This is a genomic window from Cyanobium gracile UHCC 0139, from assembly GCF_034931325.1.
GTDB lineage: Bacteria > Cyanobacteriota > Cyanobacteriia > PCC-6307 > Cyanobiaceae > Cyanobium > Cyanobium gracile_B.
In genome coordinates this window covers 489,238-508,150 of the sequence record NZ_JAYGHX010000002.1, presented here as the reverse complement: position 1 = coordinate 508,150, position 18,913 = coordinate 489,238, and the positions used below count along the sequence as shown (strand labels likewise).

Below are 18,913 nucleotides of genomic sequence, written 5' to 3'. Positions count from 1 at the left end.
CTGCGTCTGTTCCGCTTCGCCCACGCCCCTCTCTCCACCGTCGTCTGCCGTGCCAGTGCCTGCCGTGCCAGTGCCTGCCCAGGGCAGAACCTCCCCCAGCTGGACGGTTGAATCCCTGCAGGGATGGCACCTGCCCCTGCTGGATGATCCCTCCTTTCTGCCGCTTCAGCCGCTGCTGCAACGCTCGTTGCTGCTGGCCCTGCCGGAGCAGTTGCTGACGGCGGTGACCAGTCGCCGCCCGGGGGCCGCCCAGGTGCTGGTGGCCCTGCAGCGCCAGGGGCTCACCCGCCAGCAGGCCCTGGGCCTGATCGTCTGCCGACGGCTCAACCGCAGCGGCACCTGCTGGCAGGTCCAGCACCTGCGCCTGGCCCTGGCCGCCACGGAGGGGGCGGCCCTGACCGGGGATCTGCTGCGCCAGGCCATCGGCCGCGTCAAGGGCGCCGCCAGCTGGATCGCCACCGCCTCCAGCCTCGACACCCCCCGGCTGGCCACCCTGCGGGAGCAGGGTTTCCAGCCCCAGCGCACCGATCGCCTCTGGCGCTGGCAGCCCCCGGCCGACCGGGCCGCCCCCGCCGCTCCGGCCGATCTGCAGCTGCGCCCGCTCAACCGCCGCACGGCGCCACTGCTGTGGCACCTGGAGCAGGCCACCTGCCCGGCCCACCTGCGCCAGCTGCAGGATCGCCGCATCGAAGACCTCCTCGACCAGAGCCGCAGCCGGGGCTGGATGCTGGTGGATGCCGTCCGCAACGAGGCCGTGGCCGGCGTGCGCCTGCTCGATGAGCACCCCGGCGGTGGCCAGGCGGTGGAGCTCAGCGTCCACCCCGGCTGGGGTCACCTGCTCGGCTCGGCGGCCGAGTCGCTGCTGCACCGCATCGGCCACGGTGGCGGCAGCCTCTGGTTGCGCTGCGAGGTGAGCGACGGCGACCGCCAGCGCTGGCTTCAGGCCCTCGGGGCGGAGGTCCACGGCGAGGAGGTGCTGATGGCCCGCAGCGTCTGGCGCCGCCAGGAAGGCCAGCCGGCCAAGCGGGCGGCGCGCCGCATCGAAGCGGTGCTGGAGCAGTTGCAGCCGCGCCGGCGGCCCATGCCCACCCCCACCGGCCCCCTCGGCAGCCTGCCCACCGCCCCCCTGGTGCTGCGCTGAATGGCCCCGCCCAGGCCGCGGTCGGTGCTGGCCCTCGATGTGGGACGCCGCCGCATCGGGCTGGCGGGCTGTGATCCCCTGGGGGTGACGGTGACCCCCCTGCCCGCCCTGGCCCGGGGCGAGTTCCAGGCCGACCTGGAGCACCTGGTGGAGCTGGTGCGCCAGCGGCGGGTGGCGGCGCTGGTGGTGGGCCTGCCGCTCGATGCCGGCCAGCGGCCCACCGCCCAGGGGATCCACTGCCGCCGCTACGGCCTGCGGCTGGCCCGGGCCCTGGCGGCGCTCGGCCAGCCCCTGCCCCTGGCCTGGGTGGATGAGCACGCCAGCAGCTGGGCGGCCGGCGAGCGCTTCGGCCTGCACGGTGACCGCAGCGGCCGCCTCGACAGCGCGGCGGCGGCGCTGTTGCTGGAGCAGTGGCTCAGGGAGGGTCCCGAACCGCTCGATCCGGCTGCATTCACGGCCGCGTCCACGGCCGATCCGGTCGCCCCGGCGGCCATCGCCGTGGGCAGTCGGGCCGGCGCTGATTCATTCTGAGAACACCCGCTTCCTCTTGATGGCCTCCGACCCCCCTGCGATGACGGGTTCCGGCGATGTGCCCACCGTGCAGGTGCGGGACGGCAGCGGCCGCCAGCTGCTCTGTTTCCTGGAGCAGCTGATCCCCCTGGACGGCCACGACTATGCCCTGCTGACGCCGGTGGACACCCCGGTGTGCCTGTTCCGACTGCGCGAGGACGATGATCCCGAACTGATCGAGACCCTCGATGCCACCGAGCCGGTGCTGTCGGTGGCGGATGTGGTGCTCCAGGAGCACGACCTCACCCTGGTGCGGTCCGCCGTCACCCTCACCGTCAGCGGTGAGCTGGAGGAGCCCGATCCCGACGACCTCGAGGACGAGGAGGGCGATGATGACAGTGAGACCTACGAGCTGCTCGTGAGCTTCATGGCCGGTGATGAGGAGTACGGCCTCTACATCCCCCTGGATCCGTTCTTCGTGGTGGCCCGCATGGACGGCGCCGACGCGGTGATGGTGGAGGGGGAGGAATTCGAGCGGGTCCAGCCCCGCATCGAGGCCGAGCTCGACGAACGGGAGAGCGACGACTGATGCTGCGCGATCTGCTCACGCCTGACTGGCTGCCGGGAACCTCCCTGGCGCACCTGCCCCTGCAGGAGCTGGTCGACCGTGGCATTCGCGCCCTCGTCCTCGACGTCGACCGCACCCTGCTCCCCCGCCGCCAGGCCACCATGCCCCTGCAGGCCGAGGTCTGGCTGCGCCACGCCCGGGAGCGCATGCCCCTGCACCTGCTCAGCAACAACCCCTCCCGCCGTCGCATCGGGGCGGTGGCCGACACCATGGGCTTGCCTTACACCACCTCGGCGGGCAAGCCGCGGCGTGCGGCCCTGCGCAAGGTGCTGCAGGATCTCGCCCTGCCCCCGGCCCAGGTGGCCCTTGTGGGCGACCGGCTGTTCACCGATGTGCTGGTGGGCAACCGCATGGGCCTGTTCACGGTGCTGGTGAAGCCGATCGATCCCGACGGTGAACCCTGCCGCCAGGACCGGTTGCAGAACCTGGAGCTGCGCATGGCCCGCTGGGTGGGCTCGGTTCCGGGCTGATGGCGACCTCCGGCACCCCCGCCACGGGCGGTCTGCGGCGCGTGATCAAGGTGGGCACCAGTCTGCTGCGGGGCACCCCCGAACGGCCCACGGCGGCGGTGATCGCCGATCTGGCCGCCAGCTTCGGCCGCCAGCAGCGCCGTGGGGATCGCCTCGCCCTGGTGACCAGTGGCGCCGTGGGGCTGGGCTGCGAGGCGCTGCGCTTCAGCAAGCGCCCGACGGAGGTGGTGGCCCTGCAGGCGGCCGCCGCCGTCGGCCAGGGCCGGCTGATGGGTTTGTACCAGGAGGCCTTCGCCGTTCGGGGGATGGCGGTGGCCCAGGTGCTGCTCACCCGCAGCGATCTGGCCTCCCGGCGCCGCTACCAGAATGCCTGCCGCACGCTGGAGCAGCTGCTGGAGTGGGGGGTGTTGCCGGTGGTGAACGAAAACGACACCCTGGCCACCGACGAACTGCGCTTCGGCGACAACGACACCCTCTCGGCCCTCGTGGCGGTGGCGATCGGCGCCGATGAGCTGGTGCTGCTCACCGATGTCGACCGGCTCTATTCCGGCAACCCCCGCACCGATGCCGATGCCAGCCCGATCGAGGAGGTGCGCGACCTGGCCGAGTTGGAGCGCCTCGGCCATGTGGCCGCAGGGGGCGGCCAGTGGGGCACCGGCGGCATGACCACCAAGCTGGCGGCGGCCCGCATCGCCACCTCCAGTGGCATCCGGGTGCGCCTGGCCGATGGCCGGGATCCGGCGGTGCTTGAGGCCCTGTTCGCCGGCGAGAAGGTGGGCACCGTGTTTCAGCCCAGCGCCACCCCCCTGGCCGATCGCAAGAGCTGGCTGGCCCATGCCCTGCTGGTGAAGGGCAGCGTGCGGGTCGATGCGGGTGCCGAGCGGGCCCTGCTGCAGCAGGGGGCCTCCCTGCTGGCGGTGGGCATCCGCGCGGTGGAGGGCCACTTCTCCCGGCGCGACGCGGTGCGGGTGCTGGCCAGCGACGGCCGCGAACTGGGGCGGGGCCTCACCACCCTGAGCAGCGAGGAGCTGCGCCGGATCATGGGCCTCAGCAGCGAGGAGGTGCGCCGCCGGCTGGGGCCGGTGGGGGATGCGGTGGTGCACCGCGACCAGCTGGTGCTCACCTGCCTGGCCACCTGAGGCTTCCCGCAACAAAGCCCCCGGCGTAGCCGGGGGGCCGGGGACAAAGCGCGTTGCGAAGCGCCTTGAGGGAGGTTGGAGATCAGGCCTTGAGCAACGCCTTCACGGCCTCTCGCCTGGGCTGGGGCTCGATAGCCCCTTCGGTGCGGCCCACGAGGGTGGCGCAGGCCGAGGCAAAGCGAAGCAGGTCTTCGATCGGGCCAGGTCCGGCGACGCCAGCACCGCCCGGTGCCGGAGCTTCGAGCAGGTCAGGCCGGCGGCAGAGGCCGTCCAGCAGGGCTGCCGTGAAGGCTTCACGGACGCCCAGGGGATGGCTGGGAGGATGCTGCTCGTCGGGCACCAGGGTGCCTTGGCGACCTCCCATGCACCAGTGCACGGTTCCATTGCGGCCCGTCGCCAGAACGGCCGGGCGCTTGGCCAGCGCGCCGTGAATGGTCGCGGGATCGGCGCTGCTGAAGAAGGCCTCGGCTTCCTCGACGGAAGCCAGGATCAGGGTGGCCTTCTCGCCGAGGGGCCGGAAACGGCGCAGCACTTCGGCCGATGGGGCCGCATCCGGGGCAAGGCCCCAGAAACCGGGGCACCAATCGATGTCCAGGGCGATGCCAAGTCCCTGGGCCGTGGCCCGCTTGAGCAGCAGATCCAGCGCCATGGCGCTGGGACCGCCGACGAGGGCATTGGTGCTGATGAGCAGCCAGCGGGCTTCCCGGAGCAGGGGCTTCACCGATTCAGCAAGTGTGGCGGGAACCACAGCGCTGTCGGCGAAGCCCTGGCCCCTGTCGCCCAGGAAGTCGTCGAGGCAAAGATCCCCACCGGGCTTCCTTTGCAGCCGGGCGACCCGTGTTGGACGTTTTGGATCCGTCTGCAGTGCCGGCGTGCTCACCCGTCGTCGTTCGAACAGCTCCAGCAGTTGACGGCCGAGCGGATCGTCGCCGATCCGGCCCAGGAAGCTGGCCGGGGTACCCAGGCGGGTGACTCCGCAGGCCACGCTGGCCGGGGTGCCTCCCGGACGGTCCTGTGTGTTCGCTTTGTTCTCGGTATCGGGCCTGTTGATGCGATGGATAAGGGCTTCGCCGAAGCAGAGCACACGGGGTTGGTCGTGGGATTCCAGGCTCAGGGGATGGATGGTGATGGGTTTGGTGGTTGTGGTGTTGGACATAGGCAGGACGTGGAGTGGGTGGGTGAAACTCGGAGATCGGATGGCAAGCTGGAGAGAACGAGCGATATCCGCAATCAGCTCTGGCTGTTGACGTAGGCGTGGAAGCGATCGGACACGGATTGCAACGCCTCGTCGGTCTGCTCAAGCACGTTGGCCCAGGCGTCCTGGGTGCTGTGTTGCAGCTCCTGCAACCGTGAGCTGGCCGCATCGCGGGCGGCCCGGAGCTCCTCGAGCTTGCTCTCGGCTTCGTCGCGAACGCCTTCAGCCACCTCTTTGGCCTGGTGTTGCAGCTGATCGATCTTGTCCGACAGTTCCTTCATCTGGGACTGCCGCTTGTCGAGAATGGCCTGGCGCAGGCGTTCGTCGACGTTGGCCATCTCCTGGGAGGAGCGGTTGATGGTGGGTTGTTGGGTGGTCATGGATGGATTCTCCTGCGATAGGACAACCGGAACGACCGACACCCCTTTCGCAACGGCCTTAAGGGCCGTTGGCCTGCTCATGACGTCAGGCGAAATGCTCAAGCGAAACGAAAGCTGAATTCGTCAAGGAAGGGGCAAAGCACGTGATCAAGGCAAGGAAGAGCTGTTTCCTGAGCCTGGAAGTCCTGAGGACGACCATCGTGCAAGCTGGGTTGTTCCAGTGAATTAACCCTATCACGATGCAGCGGATCACTAGCAGTGTGATGGGTCATTTCTTGGAAGACCCAATAGGTTCGATGGCTCAGATCACAAGCTCTCAAATGGATTCGAAGGATCTTGCGATGACTGGTCAGAAGATCTGATCAATGCCCCTGTTCTGGCTTGGTTCCGCATGCCGACATCGCTGAGGTCCCTTGCAGCAACAAACATTTCGCGGCCAGAGCCTGACCCATGCCTGGGTTTCAGTGCGGAGTCTGCGAATGCGTGAACGCCTCCACCACGATCGTGGCGGCTGCGGCGATCACCCCCTCCTGCGCCTGGGCGGCCGGATCGGTCTGGGTGTGGAAGATCGCCAGCACGATCGGCGCACGGTCCGGCGGCCAGACCACGGCCACGTCGTTGGCGGTGCCGTACACGCCGCAACTGCCCGTCTTGTCGCCCACACGCCAGCCCGTCGGCACCCCGGCCCGCACCCTCCGGTCGCCGGTGGTGTTGCCGATCAGCCAGTCCTGCAGTCGACGGCGCTGGGGCGAGCCCAGGGCGGTGCCGAGCACCAGGGCCTGGAGGCTGCTGCCCATGCCGGCGGGGGTGTCGGTGTCGCGGGGATCGCCGGGGATGGCGGAGTTGAGGGCGGTTTCCCAGCGATCGAGACGGAAGGTCCGGTTGCCGATGGAGCGGGCGAAGGCGGTCAGGCCCGCGGGGCCGCCCAGGCGTGCCATCAGCTGGTTGGCGGCGGTGTTGTCGCTGTATTGGACGGTGGCGGCGGCCATCTCCGCCACCGTCAGGCCGTCCTCGAGGTGCTGCTCGGCGATCGGCGAGTAGGTCACCAGATCCTGGCGGCCGAAGCGGATCCGCTGCTCCAGGAAGCCGGGCTCCCGCTGACTCCTGTCCAGCGCGGCACCCGCCAGGATCGCCTTGAAGGTGCTGCAGAGGGGAAAGCGTTCCCCGGCCCGATGACCGATACGGGCGCCGCTGGCGGTATCGATGGCGAACACCCCCAGTCGGCCGCCCGAGCGGGCTTCCAGGGCCGCCAGGCCGGTTTCCGCCGCGGCTTCCGGCCTGACGGGCCCCGGGGCAGAAGGCGCCGCTGCGGCGGGCGCGACGGCGATGCCTGGTACCAGCGCCACCAGCGCTGCGGCAAGGCCTGCGGCCAGGGACTGGGTGCTGCGGGGCATCGGGTCCATCATCTTTGCGGCCGATCCAGAATGGCCTCCAGCTTCTCCAGCAGCTCGGCCGCCTCAGGCTCGCCGGAGAGGCCGTCCACCACGATCGGCGGTCGGCGTTCGCTCCAGAGGATCACCCAGGGGTCGGGGCCTCTCAGCAGCATCGCCCCGGTGATCAGCCGCAGCGGCAGGCTGCGGCAGGGCCGGCCAGGGCGGCGCAGGCTGAGCTGGTCGGCTGCAAGGGAGAGCTCCTGGGGGCTCCACTGCCGGTAGCTCCCGAGGCCCGCCGCCCCAAGGGCGGCGACCACCAGCACGCCCTGGATCAGGGTCCACTCCGGCAGGGCCAGCGACAGCAGGCCAGGCAGGGAGAGATCCAGCACCAGGGTGCTGGGTTCGCTCAGGCCCAGGCGCGGCCCGAGCATCCAGACCAGAAAGCCGCCGTATTGCACCATCACGGTGTTGAGCACGGCGACGAACAGCAGGTAGCTGCCCTGCTCGACGAAGGAGCGCCACCATTGGGCCGCGCCCACGCTGCGGCGGCTGCGGATCAGCCGTTGGCTGGAGCCCCCCGTCTCCAGCCTCCAGACATCGTCCGGCTGCGGGCTACCCGCCCGGGACCCGGCGAGCTGCCTGGCGTCGAGGGCTCCGGCCAGGCGCAGGGGCACCCCCAGATCGGCGGCCAGGGCGTGGGCCTGCTGCCAGGCGCCGGAGAAGCTGGCGGCACGGGCCAGCAGGTGCTCTCCGGCGGGATCGGCCACCGCCAGAACCAGATCCCAGCCCAGTGGCCGCTCCCCCAGCGGCGGCAGCTGGACGCTGACCTGGCGGATCAGTACGGCCGTGATAGCGGCCCGGCCCGCCTCCAGCCGCTCGTGACCCCCGGGCGTGTCGGCGAACAGGCGGAGGCGGTCGCCCCAGCGTTGCAGCAGCACCCGCCGCTGCACCGGCGCGCCGTAGCCCAGCCGCGCCATCAGCCATTCCATCGGCAGCAGGAACAGCAGCAGGGCGATCACGTAGCCCCCGGCCCCCTGGAGGCTGACCAGCAGGCAGAGGCCGGAGAACAGCAGGAAGGCCAGCAGGCTGACGAGCGGGTTGGCGGGGACTTCGTTCTCGATCAGCTCCCGCCAGATCATGCGCTCGAGGGCCAGGGCCAGCCCCTGCACGGAGCGGCGCAGCAGCACCAGCGGGGTGAGCAGCCGCCCCAGTCCGTTGCGCCGGGCGCCGCGAACCGTGGCGCGGAATTCGATCAATCCGCCAGCAGGGGCAGGCCTGCCGGTGGGACCGCCAGCAGCAGGAGGCGCTCACGGGCCACCTGCTGCTTGAAGTTGCGCCACTGCGGCGAGGCGATCACCTCCTGGCTGAACGCCTCGGCGAGGCGCTGGCCGGCCAGCACGTCACTGGGGTAGTGCAGGCCGCAGTAGGCGCGCACGTCGCCCCCTTGGTGACCCACCGGCAGCAGCCGCTCCCGGCGCTCCGGCAGCAGGTCGGCCAGCAGCAGGGACGCGGCGGCAAACCAGGTGGCGTGGCCGCTGGGGAACGACCAGGAGCTCTCCAGGGGCAGGCAGGGCTTCAGATCCGGGTGGCTCAGGAAGGGGCGCGGCCGGGCCACCGCATCCTTGATCTGATCCTTGAGCCCATCGGCCCGCTCCAGGAAGGCCGGCAGGCCTGCGTGGAGGAGGGGGGCGGTGCGGGCCAGGTCGGCGCCCACGGCGGCATCGAAGACGCTGAGATGGCGGTTCAGGAAGCGCCAGCTGTGCACGATCCCCGCTGGCGTGCGGCTGCGCTGGTTCCAGCGCAGGATGGCCAGATCGTCGAGCTCCAGGCGGCTGCCGGGGGCGGGGGGGCTGCCGATCAAGGCGCGGTAGGTGGCCGGCTGGAGCACCAGGCCCGCCGCCGGGTCCGCAGGCTGGGTGGACGCCGGTCCTCCCAGCGCCGGTCCTCCCAGCGCCAGCGAACCCGGCAGCAGGGCGGTCTGGAGCAACAGCAGGCCGGACAGCCAGGGTCCCGGGCGCAGGGTGTGCATGGCTCCGGTGCCGGCCTTGGGGTGGCTGCACCGTAGGGGTGCTCCGCCAGTCAGAAGCGTTCGTCGCCGATGGCGGGCAGCACCAGTTCGCGCACGAAGGAGGCCGGCGACAGCTGCAGCAGGGCCGAGACGATCCTGATCACGTCGTGGAGCGGAATCTGCCGGCCCTCCCCGCGGCCGGCGGCCGTCTCGGGCGGCACCTCCAGGCCGTCGTCGGTGTTGAGGTAGCCCAGCTGCAGGCAGGTCACCGCCAGTCTTTGGTCCCGAAAGTTCTCCCGCAGCGCATCGGCGATGCCGGTGAGGGCGAACTTCGAGGCCCCGAAGGTCACCTCCGGCTGCCCGCTCCGGCGCAGGCCGGAGGTGGAGCCCGTGAGGATCAGCTGGGGCCTGGGGGAGCCGAGCAGCCGCGGAATCAGCCGCCGCAGCAGCATCAGGGTGCCGGTGATGTTGATGGCCACCATGGTGGCGATGCTCTCGTCGGGATCCTCCAGGAAGTTGTAGGCCTCGCTGAAGGCGTTCGCTTCCCAGACGCCGAGGTTGTAGATCAGCACATCCAGCTGGGCGGGGGCCTGCTGCTCGATCCACCGGGCCGCCGGCAGCGGCTCCGCCAGATCCGCTTCGATCCAGCCCAGCTCGACGCCCTCCGGCAGCCTCAGGCCATCGGGCCGTCGCCGAGAGACGCCGATCACCGTGTCGCCGGCGCTGCCCAGACCCTCGACAAAGGCACGGCCAAGCCCGCGGCTCGCCCCGACCACCATCAGTTTCATGGATGCGTTCCGGCAGGGGCGATGGCGATCCCATCGTCGCGGTGGGCCTGCTCGAATCTCGGCAGCACGTAGCCCGCCAGACCACCCACCACCCGGGTCCCGGCCTCAGCGGCGATCGCCAGGAACAGCTCACTGCTCAGCAGATCGTGCAGATAGGGATCTGATGGCTGTCGCTCGAGATAACGATCGGGCTCGTCGAAGGCGTCGGCAAACACCGCCAGCAGGGGGCGAGGGCTGCCCACATCGGCGGATCCAAGGACGCGAACGGAAGGCAGAGCGGCGATGGGCAGACGGAATCAACCCGTTTCGACCAGTGTGGGGAGGATGGCGGTCTTGTCAGGATGCCCCCAGACGCCCACCCCATGACGCGGTCAGCCGGTTCGCCATCGGTTCTGTTTCGGTGGGGAGTCGCCCTGGCCGTTCTGTTGCTGTCCGATGCACGGCTGTCCGCGGCTGTCGATCGCCACGGCCAGCCTCCGTCGCCGCGACAGCAGACGTGGCTCGCCCAGCCGCTGGGCGAGCGCTACACCCAGACCCCGGCGCAGGTGTGGGAGTGGATCGACGAGGCCAACGCCCTGGAGGCCAAGGGGGCGAACGGCAAGGCGGCGGCGCTGTGGCAGAAGGTGCTGGCCTGGCGTGAGAAGGCGCTGGGGCCCGAGCATCCCGATACGGCCACCAGCCTTGACACCCTCGGGCTGCTCTACGTCAAGGAGCGCGCCTTCACCAGGGCCGAGCCCCTGCTGGCCCGGGCCCTGGCGATCCGGACCCGGATCCTGGGAGCGGACCATCCCCTCACCGCCCTCAGCCTCAACAACCTCGCCTGGCTGTACTACAACCAGAACGACAACGCCAGGGCCGAGCCCCTCTACCGCCGCGCCCTGCTGGTCGCCGAGAAGGCGCTGGGGCCAGATCACCCAGGTCTGGCCCTGGGCCTGACTAACCTCGGGCTTCTGTACAACGGCCTGGGCGCCTACGCCAAGGCCGAAGCCGTGTATCGGCGTGCCCTGGCCATCAGGGAGAAGGCGCTTGGACCCGATCATGGCGATACCGCCGCCAGCCTCAACAACCTCGCGGCGGCATACATCAACCAGGGCCGTTATGCGGAGGCGGAGCCCCTGCTGCGCCGCACCCTTGCCATCAAGCAGAAGGCGCTGGGTGACGATCACCCCGACACCGCCACCAGCCTCAACAACCTGGCGGCGCTCCAGGAGAACCAGGGTGCTTTCGCCAGGGCCGAACCCCTCTATCAGCGCGCCCTGGCGATCCACGAGACGGCGCTGGGCCCGGAGCACCCCGCCACGGCCACCAGCCTGAACAACCTCGGTCTGCTCTACCGGAACCAGGGCGCCTATGCGCGGGCGGAGCCCCTGCTGGGGCGGGCCCTGGTGATCAGGGAAAAGGTGCTCGGCTCCGGCCACGCCGATACCGCCGCCAGCCTCAACAACCTCGCCATGCTCTATGACGATCAGGGCGCCCACGCCCGCGCCGAGCCCCTGCTGCGCCGCGCCCTGGCCATCCAGGAGAAGACGCTGGGGCCGGCCCACCCCGTCACCGCCACGGGGCTCAACAACCTCGCGGTGTTGATCGACAATCAGGGTGGCGCCACCCTGGCCGAGCCGCTCCACCAACGCGCCCTGGCGATCCGGGAGAAGGCCCTGGGACCCGACCATCCCAGCACCGCCGGCAGCCTCAACAACCTGGCGGATCTCTACCGTCTTCAGGGCGCCCATGCCAAGGCGGAACCCCTGTTTCTGCGTGCCCTGGCGATCTACGAGTCCGTGCTTGGGCCCGATCACCCCACCACCGCCCTCAGTGTCAACAACCTCGCAAAGGCGTACCTGAGCCAGGGGACCGACAGCAAGGCCGAACCCCTGCTGCGCCGTGGCATCGGCAGCCAGTCCCTGTTCCTGCAGCGGGAGGCCCCGCTGCTTCCCCAGGCCCGGCGGCAGGAGCAGATCAAGGCCCTGGGCAGCGTCTGGGAGATTCCCTTTTCCCTCGTGGCCACAACGCCGGCCGGCGCCTCCCTGGCCCTGTTCACCCGCCTGAACCGCCACGGTCTGCTGCAGGACATCGAACGCCGCCAGGCCCAGCTGGGCCGTGGTTCCCCGGCCCAGAAGATCCTGGTGAGCCAGCTCACGGCCCTGACGGCCAGGCTGGCCGATGTCAACCTCAGCGAAGCGCAGCGACGGACGCTGCAGCAGGAGCGGGATCGGCTGGAGCAGGAGCTCTACCGCCAGTTGCCGGCCCTGACCCCGCGACTGGTGGCCGCCGCCCAGGTGGCCGCCGCCCTGCCGGCCGATGGGGTGCTGATCGAGTTCCAGCGCTTCCGCCCCTACGACGCCCGTCAACGGGAGGCCAGGAGCTGGGGGGAAGCGCGCTACCTGGCGATGCTGCTGTTCCCCGATGGGGCGACCCGTGCGGTGAATCTCGGCCCGGCGGCGGCCATCGATCCCCTGATCCAGCTGGCCCTCGCCGAGAGCCTGGCCCGCAACCGCCCCGCCGGACCGTTCTGGGCCCGGGTGAGCCAGAAGGTGCTGGGGCCCCTGCTGCCGCAACTGGCGGGGCGGCGGCGCTGGTTCGTCTCCCCCGATGGTGAGCTGAGCCGCATCCCGTTCACGGCACTGCCGGCTCCCAGCGAAGGCCCGAGCGGGGCAGGGTCCGAATCCGCTCCCACCCTGGGCCAGCAGGTGCAGCTGCGGATCCTCACCAGCGGCCGTGACCTGCTCAACCTGGGTGGCCCCGGGGCCGGAGGCCAGCGCGCCCTGGTCCTCGCCTCCCCGGATTTCGGCGGCCCAGGCCAATGGCAGCCGCTGCCGGCAACGGCCGCCGAGGGGAGCTGGATCGCCGAACGACTCGGTGCTGCCCTGTATCAGGGACCCGCCGCCACCACCGGGGTGCTGCAGGAGGCGCGCGGCCCCAGGGTGTTGCACATCGCCAGCCATGGGTTCTTCACCACGGGCAGCGACGACCCGCTGCTGAACAGCGGCATCGTGTTGGCTGGGGCCAACCGCAGCCGCCCGTCCGGCCAGGCCGCCCCGGCCGCCGTGGTCAGCGACGACGGCTACCTCACCGCCAAGGAGGCGGCCCAGTTGCAGCTGGATGGCACCGAGCTGGTGGTGCTCTCCGCCTGTGACACTGCTTCCGGCACTCTGCAGACCGGCGAGGGGGTCTACGGCCTGCAGCGGGCCCTCACCGTGGCCGGCGCCCGCTCCACCCTGCTGTCGCTGTGGAAGGTGGACGATGACGCCACGGCGTCGTTCATGCAGCGCTACGTGGCCCTGCTCAAGCAGGGGATGGGTCGCATGGAGGCGCTGGCGACGGTACAGCAGGAGTTCCGCAGCAATCCGCCGGAGCCGGACTGGGCCGACCACAAGTTCTGGGCCGCCTGGCAACTCACCGGTGATGGGGGGCCGATCCCGGGGTTGTGAGCCATCCCCCGCACACCAGGCAGACTGATCCGGCGGTCGGCTGCTGTTGTTTCTCCATGCGACACCACCAGGGGGCTGCGGCCCTGGGCGCGCTGCTGCTCTCCGTCTCGCTGCTGGCGCCGGGGGCCCCGGGGGCCGCGGCCCCCGCAGGCGACTCTGCCGAACTGGACGCCATGGTGGCGGCCATCGCCAGCCAGCTCCGCCAGAGCTGGAAAGCGGACCCAGCCACCGCGAAGCTGCCCTGGCCGGCCGTGGAGGTGCTTCCCGCCGGCCAGACGCCCCTATCGATCTGCCCTGGAGCTACCACGACGGCCTTCGTGGCAACGGGAGCCCAGACTCCTACCGTCTATTGCGCCGCCAGCGGCAAGGTGTTGCTGGATCGCACCAGGCTGGTGAAGGAGGCCAGCCGCCATGGGGAGTGGGGCGTGGCCTATTGGGTCGGGACCGGCCTGGGCATGGCGATCCTTGGCCAGCGGGGAGCATCGCTCCAGCCGCCAGCAGCCGCCAACCTTCAGGCCAACTGCCTGGCGGGGGTGTTGATCGGTGGCACCAACTTGCAACCCAAGCCCCAGGATCCCCACAGGCCAGATCAGCTCATTGCCCCGGCCAACGGGGCCTACGGCACCGCCATGGCCGAGCAGATGGGGACCCGCAGCCAGCGCTCCTATGCCTTGCTCACCGGCCTCGGGGTGACGGATCTGGGCGGCTGCTCCGACGGATCAATGGCCCAGCTCGCCAAGGACCAGGTGCCCGATCCAGCGCTGCTGAGCGAGCTGGGCAAGGGAAGGGATCGGGCTGCCTTCAACACGATGGCGGTGATGAATCGGCGCTGCAGGAGGCTGCCCAACTCCCCCTGCCCGAGGCGGCTGCCCAGCTTCACCGGTCAGAAGTGAGTAGAGACCTCAGCCCGTGAGCAGCGAATCACCGATCAAGCCACCAAGAGCCAGTGAGAAGCTGCCCAAGATGGGGATGCCTGGCGCCGGTGCTGATGCGGGCCCGTTCCGTATCCCGGCCTGGATGCGCTCGTCATCGCTGCACGAATGGGTCCGGACGCTCGGCATCATCATCGCCGCCTCCTGGGGGGTCTACACCTTCATCTGGAAGGAGATGTATGTGCCTTCCCAGGAGCCAGCCAGCATCAGTCTTCAGATCAGCCTGACGCCAATCGCCGCTGATGGACAGAGCGATCAACCGCAACCATCACTGCAACGGGAGCTGAAAGTCAGTGCCACCAATGCCAGCAATCGCAGGCTCTATCTGCTCAGCAGTTTCTGGGAGTTGTTCCCGATTCGCCGCCAGGTGCTGAATCGATCCACCTTTACTGAGCGGGCCAAAGGGCCTTTTGATGCTATTCATGTGGAACGGGGCGCCGAGCTGCAGCCCTACCCAACCGAAGCAGCTGGGAAGTTGTTCGTGGACGACCACATCAATCCCGGTGAAACGATTCATCGGTCCCTGATTGTTTCACTTCCCTCTGGATCCTATGCCGCCCAAGTCGACGTTTTGGTTCCCGTCCTGACCCGTGAGCCACCCAAGGGGAACGGTTTGTTGGGTGGCAGAATCTTGGAATGGGGCTACGACAAGAGTTCTGTCGTCATTCCTTTGCTTTGCATGGAAGGCAACCCAAGCGACTGTCTTCGTCTGGATAATTCTGAGAAGCAGGACGTCCAGATGGATCGAAAGCTCAAGGCGTTTGATCCGAACTACGTTTTGAATGAGCAGAGTGTGCAGGTTGGGCTGCCAGGAGGGTTGTAGTCCAGGTCCAGGTGAGCACGCCCGATGCGGCTGCTCTAGGGCAGGCGACGGGCGCCACCCATCGGCCCACGCTTGCCATCCGGCCCCAGAAGCCAGAAACGAATCGCATCGCCGTCCACCTCGAACTCCTCCACGACCTTCAGCCCAGCGATGCCGGGATCCGAAGGGAACAGCACGCGCCAGGTGCGGCGGGAGCCTTCGCAGCTGGCCTCCCAGGCGCCGGCGACGGTGGCGCCTGGTTCCGACACGATCCACACCAGATGATGGCGACCGTCCGCCAGCTTGGTGACCACGGCCCGGCCGGGCTTGCTGGGGGCCACGTAGTCCCAGGTGCCCAGCGCCGCCTCACAGGGTGGTGTTGCCGGGGCAGCCCAGGAGGGCGTTGCGCCCAGCGCCAGAGCCATGGCCGCACTGAGCAGTTGGCACCGCATGGGCTGCTCCAGAGATGGCTGGGTTCGATGGCGACTGTAGGGGCGGTCGTCAGCGCTGCCGCCCGCCACGGACAGCATCACCCCGCCCCCACGGGCTAGAAGGGAGCAACGGCGGAGCACAAGGGGTGGATCTCGAGCGCCTTCAGAAGCTGTTCACGGCCCCGCTGCTGCCGCTGGGTCGCCAGAGCTTTTCCCTGCTCTGGGTCGTGGAGGTGCTGCTGCTGCTGCTTGCCGTGAGCCTGGCGGCGCGCTGGCTGAAGCGGTTGCTGGCCGGACGGGTGCTGCGCTGGTTCTCCCTGCCGGAGGGGCGGCGCGAAGCGGTGGCCACCCTCGTGTCGATGGGCCTGGCCTCCCTGGGCTACGTGGTGGTGGCCCAGGGGATGGGGCTCGACATCGGCGCCCTCGCCGTGATCTTCGGGGCTCTCGGGGTGGGGATCGGCTTCGGGCTGCAGGAGCTCACCCGCAACCTCACCAGTGGCCTCACCCTGCTGATGGAGGGGAAGCTGAAGGTGGGCGATCAGATCGAGTTCGGCGACACCAGTGGCTTCATCCGGGAGATCTCGATCCGCTCCACCGTGATCCGCACCTTCCAGGGCGCCGAAATTGTGGTGCCCAATTCGGCCATCACCAACGCGCCGGTGAAGAACCTCAGCTACCTGAGCTCCGATGGCCGTGTGGATGTGGCGGTGACGGTGGCCCACGGCAGCGACCCTTTGGCCGTGACCGAGGTGCTGCTGGAGGCGGCCCTGGCCGAATCCACGGTGCTGGCCGATCCGCCGCCGAAGGTGCTCCTGCATGGCCTCCAGGGCCAGGGCATGGCCTTCGAGCTCTGGGCCTGGACCTCGGCGATCGACGCCAGCCTCAGCCTCCGCAGTTCGCTCAACTACGCGATCGAGGAGGGGCTGAGGGAGCGCCACATCGAACTGGCCGGAGCCCGTCAGCGGATCCAGCTGCTGTCCGCCCGACGCGCCGTGGCTCAGGACGGGGAAGTCGAGGACTGGCGCCCCCTGCGGGCCACCCTGCCTGACCACCCCTGCTTCCGGAGCATGGACGAGCGGCGGTTGCGGGAACTGGTCGGCAGCGGCGCCCGCCGTTCGCTGCCCGCCGGCACGGTGCTGGTCCGCCAGGGCGATGAGGGCCGCTGCTTCCACTTAGTGCTGAGCGGCGCGGTGGATGCGATCCACGAAACGGACCGGGTGAGCCGCAAGCTGTTCACCTTCAGCGCCGGAGAGTTCTTCGGGGAACTGCCGCTGCTGCTCCAGGTGCCCTACCCCACCACCATGGTGGCGGCCGAGGACACGACGCTGTTCGTCGTGCCCAGCGGCAGCTTCCGTGCCCTGCTGGCCTCGCGGCCCGAGTTTGCCGACACCGTCGCCCGGGAGGTGGCCCGCCGCAGCGACGTGCTGCGCAGCTACGAGGACTGCCTGCGCCAGCGCGGCCTGCTCGAGGACACCGACATGGGCCACCCCCTGCAGTGGTTCCGCGAGCGGCTGAAACGGGTCCTGGCCGGACGTCCCGCCATGGCTTCGGTGGAGACGGAGGCGGGCTGAGCGCCCCTCCGCTGTTGCCATCCGACCGTCAGAGTGCAACGAGCAATTGAACGGACTCCAGCTCCTCCGGGGAATCCGGCTTGGCGGCGAACAGCTCCTGCCAGGCCGGGTTCCGATTTTCCCAGGCCGTTCGGGCGCCGTAGGCCGCCATGTCGTCGTATTCGATGTGGAGAATCAGCGAGGCGGTATCAGGGCCCGGCACCGCATTGCGCAGCAGACGCACTGCTCTGGGCATCACCGGACTCTCGAATTCCGGACCGGCCGCCTGCTGCAACTTGGCCATGACGTCCCCGAATCGGCCGGGACGCACCTTGTAGGTGAACACGGCGATCACGGCCATCGAAGCAACGCCTGGGAGGGTCCAACGCAGTCTCATGACGGGCTTGGATTCCGTCAATCACCCGGATTCCCGGCCCAACAGTGATCAAAGGCCACGGGCAGTGCCTTGAGCCCGCGCAGCTCCAGGTTGTCCTGATACTCCAGGGCTTCGCCTGTGAGTCGCAGCCCGGAGCAGCGCCGCAGCAGTGCGGTGAAGGCGATCCTGGCCTCCATCCTGGCCAGGGCCGCCCCCAGGCAGTAGTGGGGCCCATGGCCGAAGGCGAGGTGGACGTCGAACCGGCGCCGCACGTCGAGCCGGTCGGGCTCCGGGAACCGGGCAGGGTCGCGATTGGCGGCGGCGAACATCAGGTACACGAGCTGGCCCTTGCGGATCGAGCGGCCGCCGATCGTCAGATCCTCGCCCGCCTGCCGATACATGAACTGCACCGTGCCGTCGTAGCGGAGGAATTCCTCGACGGCGTTCGGAATCAGCGATGGTTCGTCGCCCAACAGCTGCAGCTGGTCGGGGTGGCGCAGCAGGGCCAGCAGGCCGTTGCCGATCAGGTGGGTGGTCGTCTCGTGGCCGGCCGCCAGGAACAGATTGGCGTTGGCGATCAGCTCCGTCTCGCTGAGCCGATCGCCATCAATCTCGGCGTGAACCAGCAGGCTCAACAGATCCTCGCTGGGAGTTTCCCGGCGCTTGTCGAATTCCGCTCCGAAGAAGGCGGTCAGCTCATGGGTGCTCTGCAACGCCCGTTGGTACTGCTCGGGGGTCACGGCGGAGGGATCGGTGCCGAAGATGGCGGAGAAGTCGTCCGACCAGCGCTTGAGGCTTTCCAGATCACCCGATGCCAGGCCGAGCAGGCGGGCGATGACCCGCGCCGGCAATGGGAAGGCAAAGTCCGCGATCACATCGAAGCGTCCCTGCTCCGGCAGCTGGTCCAGCAGCTCATTCACGAGCGTCTCGACGGCCGGCCGCAGGTGGTCCACGGCCCTTGGCGTGAACACCTTGGCCACCAGGGCGCGGAGCCGATGGTGCCTTGCCGGGTCCGTGATGTTCATCTGGGCCCCGATGACTTCGAAAAGCCTCTGCAGCTCGGGGCAGCCGGCCCGCTCACCCATCCCGCCGGCACGATCGGAGCGCAGCCGGGGGTCCTGGGTGGCGGCCACCACATCGTCGTAACGGGTCAGCACCCAGGCCCCGAACGGTTCATGCCAGTGGACCGGGTCGGTCCGCCGCAACGCGGCGTAGGTCGGGTAAGGATCGACCAGCATCGCCGGGCTGAACAGGGCTGTCGTCATGGTCGGGGAGTTGTGTCGATTACGTTAACGAGAAAGCCAAGTCCGCTTAGGGACTCGATCTTTCAGACGCCTAGCGCCGTCCTGCGTTCCTCCATCGCAGCCAGAAGAACGGCTTTGATCGCATCGGACTGGGCCATTACGACACTGCGCACCTTGATGTGCCGGAGGGTCTTGCCCGTCCCCTCAAGGAGTGAGTCTGTGGAGGCGATGCTGGCTCCGTGGTAGAAGCCAAGATTGGCGTAGGTCTTCTGCGGCATGATGTAGGCATAGGCTTCAGACATCTTCTTCTCACCGTAGCCATAGGCAGCCGAAGGTTCTCCGGGTCTGGGCACCTCAACAGCATCCGGGTGTAGTCCAGCGATCAAGGATCTGAGCGCCAAACAGATGTCGCCAACTTCCTTGGGTGCTCTCTTCACCACGTCTTCGAAGATGCCCATCCTGGTGATGGTGCGCATGTGGCCAAACCCTCCTCAGTCAGGTATTTCAAGCGTAGCAAA

General features: G+C 69.2%; 20 protein-coding genes. 9 read left to right on the top strand and 11 right to left on the bottom strand.

Translation table 11 applies throughout. The features are described 5' to 3' along the window. Positions 1-64 precede the first annotated feature (64 nt). The 5 genes from VB738_RS05805 to proB are packed head-to-tail and all read left to right on the top strand — an operon-like array spanning position 65 to position 3,888. The gene (locus VB738_RS05805; RefSeq protein WP_323304840.1) at positions 65-1,141 is read left to right on the top strand and encodes a hypothetical protein; all 1,077 of its coding nucleotides are present in this window, start codon (positions 65-67) and stop codon (positions 1,139-1,141) included. Then, positions 1,142-1,672 carry a Holliday junction resolvase RuvX gene (gene ruvX, locus VB738_RS05800; protein WP_323304839.1) on the top strand — a complete coding sequence of 177 codons (531 nt, stop codon included), beginning with the start codon at positions 1,142-1,144 and terminating at the stop codon, positions 1,670-1,672. Positions 1,673-1,691: 19 nt separating this feature from the next. Beyond that, positions 1,692-2,240 carry a DUF3727 domain-containing protein gene (locus tag VB738_RS05795; RefSeq protein WP_043325387.1) on the top strand — a complete coding sequence of 183 codons (549 nt, stop codon included), beginning with the start codon at positions 1,692-1,694 and terminating at the stop codon, positions 2,238-2,240. After that, positions 2,240-2,749 carry a YqeG family HAD IIIA-type phosphatase gene (locus tag VB738_RS05790; RefSeq protein WP_323304838.1) on the top strand — a complete coding sequence of 170 codons (510 nt, stop codon included), beginning with the start codon at positions 2,240-2,242 and terminating at the stop codon, positions 2,747-2,749. The genes VB738_RS05795 and VB738_RS05790 overlap by 1 nt, the downstream gene beginning before the upstream one ends. Beyond that, a complete protein-coding gene (gene proB / locus VB738_RS05785) occupies positions 2,749-3,888 on the top strand; it encodes a glutamate 5-kinase (protein ID WP_323304837.1) in 1,140 nt (379 codons plus the stop codon). Before VB738_RS05790 ends, proB begins: the two co-directional genes overlap by 1 nt. An 82-nt stretch (positions 3,889-3,970) precedes the next feature. Here proB and VB738_RS05780 read toward each other — a convergent pair whose 3' ends face one another. The 7 genes from VB738_RS05780 to VB738_RS05750 form a co-directional block, all read right to left on the bottom strand. Continuing rightward, entirely contained in the window at positions 3,971-5,044 is a 1,074-nt protein-coding gene (locus VB738_RS05780; RefSeq protein ID WP_323304836.1) for a PfkB family carbohydrate kinase, read from the bottom strand. Positions 5,045-5,118: 74 nt separating this feature from the next. Next, on the bottom strand, positions 5,119-5,463 hold the full coding sequence (locus tag VB738_RS05775; RefSeq protein WP_323304835.1) for a hypothetical protein: 345 nt from the start codon (positions 5,461-5,463) through the stop codon (positions 5,119-5,121). Between the two features lie 461 nt (positions 5,464-5,924). Continuing rightward, complete coding sequence (gene bla, locus VB738_RS05770) at positions 5,925-6,857, bottom strand: class A beta-lactamase (RefSeq protein ID WP_323304834.1); 933 nt, start codon at positions 6,855-6,857, stop codon at positions 5,925-5,927. Between the two features lie 8 nt (positions 6,858-6,865). After that, on the bottom strand, positions 6,866-8,092 hold the full coding sequence (locus tag VB738_RS05765) for a hypothetical protein (protein ID WP_323304833.1): 1,227 nt from the start codon (positions 8,090-8,092) through the stop codon (positions 6,866-6,868). Continuing rightward, positions 8,089-8,865 carry a phosphatase PAP2 family protein gene (locus VB738_RS05760; protein ID WP_323304832.1) on the bottom strand — a complete coding sequence of 259 codons (777 nt, stop codon included), beginning with the start codon at positions 8,863-8,865 and terminating at the stop codon, positions 8,089-8,091. The genes VB738_RS05765 and VB738_RS05760 overlap by 4 nt, the downstream gene beginning before the upstream one ends. A 50-nt stretch (positions 8,866-8,915) precedes the next feature. Next, on the bottom strand, positions 8,916-9,632 hold the full coding sequence (locus VB738_RS05755; RefSeq protein WP_323304831.1) for an SDR family oxidoreductase: 717 nt from the start codon (positions 9,630-9,632) through the stop codon (positions 8,916-8,918). Continuing rightward, positions 9,629-9,874 (bottom strand): hypothetical protein, encoded by a 246-nt coding sequence (locus tag VB738_RS05750; RefSeq protein WP_323304830.1) that lies wholly within the window; start codon positions 9,872-9,874, stop codon positions 9,629-9,631. The genes VB738_RS05755 and VB738_RS05750 overlap by 4 nt, the downstream gene beginning before the upstream one ends. 183 nt (positions 9,875-10,057) lie before the next feature. Here VB738_RS05750 and VB738_RS05745 point away from each other — a divergent pair, with 183 nt between their 5' ends. The 3 genes from VB738_RS05745 to VB738_RS05735 are packed head-to-tail and all read left to right on the top strand — an operon-like array spanning position 10,058 to position 14,815. After that, positions 10,058-13,060, top strand: a complete 3,003-nt coding sequence (locus VB738_RS05745) for a CHAT domain-containing tetratricopeptide repeat protein (RefSeq protein ID WP_323304829.1) — start codon at positions 10,058-10,060, stop codon at positions 13,058-13,060. Between the two features lie 56 nt (positions 13,061-13,116). Then, positions 13,117-13,953 (top strand): hypothetical protein, encoded by an 837-nt coding sequence (locus VB738_RS05740; protein ID WP_323304828.1) that lies wholly within the window; start codon positions 13,117-13,119, stop codon positions 13,951-13,953. A 16-nt stretch (positions 13,954-13,969) separates the two neighbouring features. After that, on the top strand, positions 13,970-14,815 hold the full coding sequence (locus VB738_RS05735; RefSeq protein WP_323304827.1) for a hypothetical protein: 846 nt from the start codon (positions 13,970-13,972) through the stop codon (positions 14,813-14,815). 35 nt (positions 14,816-14,850) lie between these two features. Here the strand turns inward: VB738_RS05735 and VB738_RS05730 are convergent, their stop codons facing one another. Then, on the bottom strand, positions 14,851-15,246 hold the full coding sequence (locus tag VB738_RS05730; protein ID WP_323304826.1) for a hypothetical protein: 396 nt from the start codon (positions 15,244-15,246) through the stop codon (positions 14,851-14,853). A gap of 125 nt (positions 15,247-15,371) precedes the next feature. On the opposite strand from VB738_RS05730, the gene VB738_RS05725 reads away from it, so the two are divergent. After that, complete coding sequence (locus VB738_RS05725) at positions 15,372-16,796, top strand: mechanosensitive ion channel domain-containing protein (RefSeq protein WP_323304825.1); 1,425 nt, start codon at positions 15,372-15,374, stop codon at positions 16,794-16,796. Positions 16,797-16,824: 28 nt separating this feature from the next. On the opposite strand, the gene VB738_RS05720 is transcribed toward VB738_RS05725, so the two are convergent. From VB738_RS05720 to VB738_RS05710, 3 genes are all read right to left on the bottom strand, one after another. Next, positions 16,825-17,136: a hypothetical protein gene (locus tag VB738_RS05720; protein WP_323304824.1), complete on the bottom strand. Its 312-nt coding sequence runs from the start codon at positions 17,134-17,136 to the stop codon at positions 16,825-16,827. A 53-nt stretch (positions 17,137-17,189) separates the two neighbouring features. Continuing rightward, positions 17,190-18,416, bottom strand: a complete 1,227-nt coding sequence (locus VB738_RS05715) for a cytochrome P450 (RefSeq protein WP_323304823.1) — start codon at positions 18,414-18,416, stop codon at positions 17,190-17,192. Between the two features lie 62 nt (positions 18,417-18,478). Beyond that, positions 18,479-18,871 (bottom strand): DUF1801 domain-containing protein, encoded by a 393-nt coding sequence (locus tag VB738_RS05710; protein ID WP_323304822.1) that lies wholly within the window; start codon positions 18,869-18,871, stop codon positions 18,479-18,481. Positions 18,872-18,913: the final 42 nt, after the last annotated feature.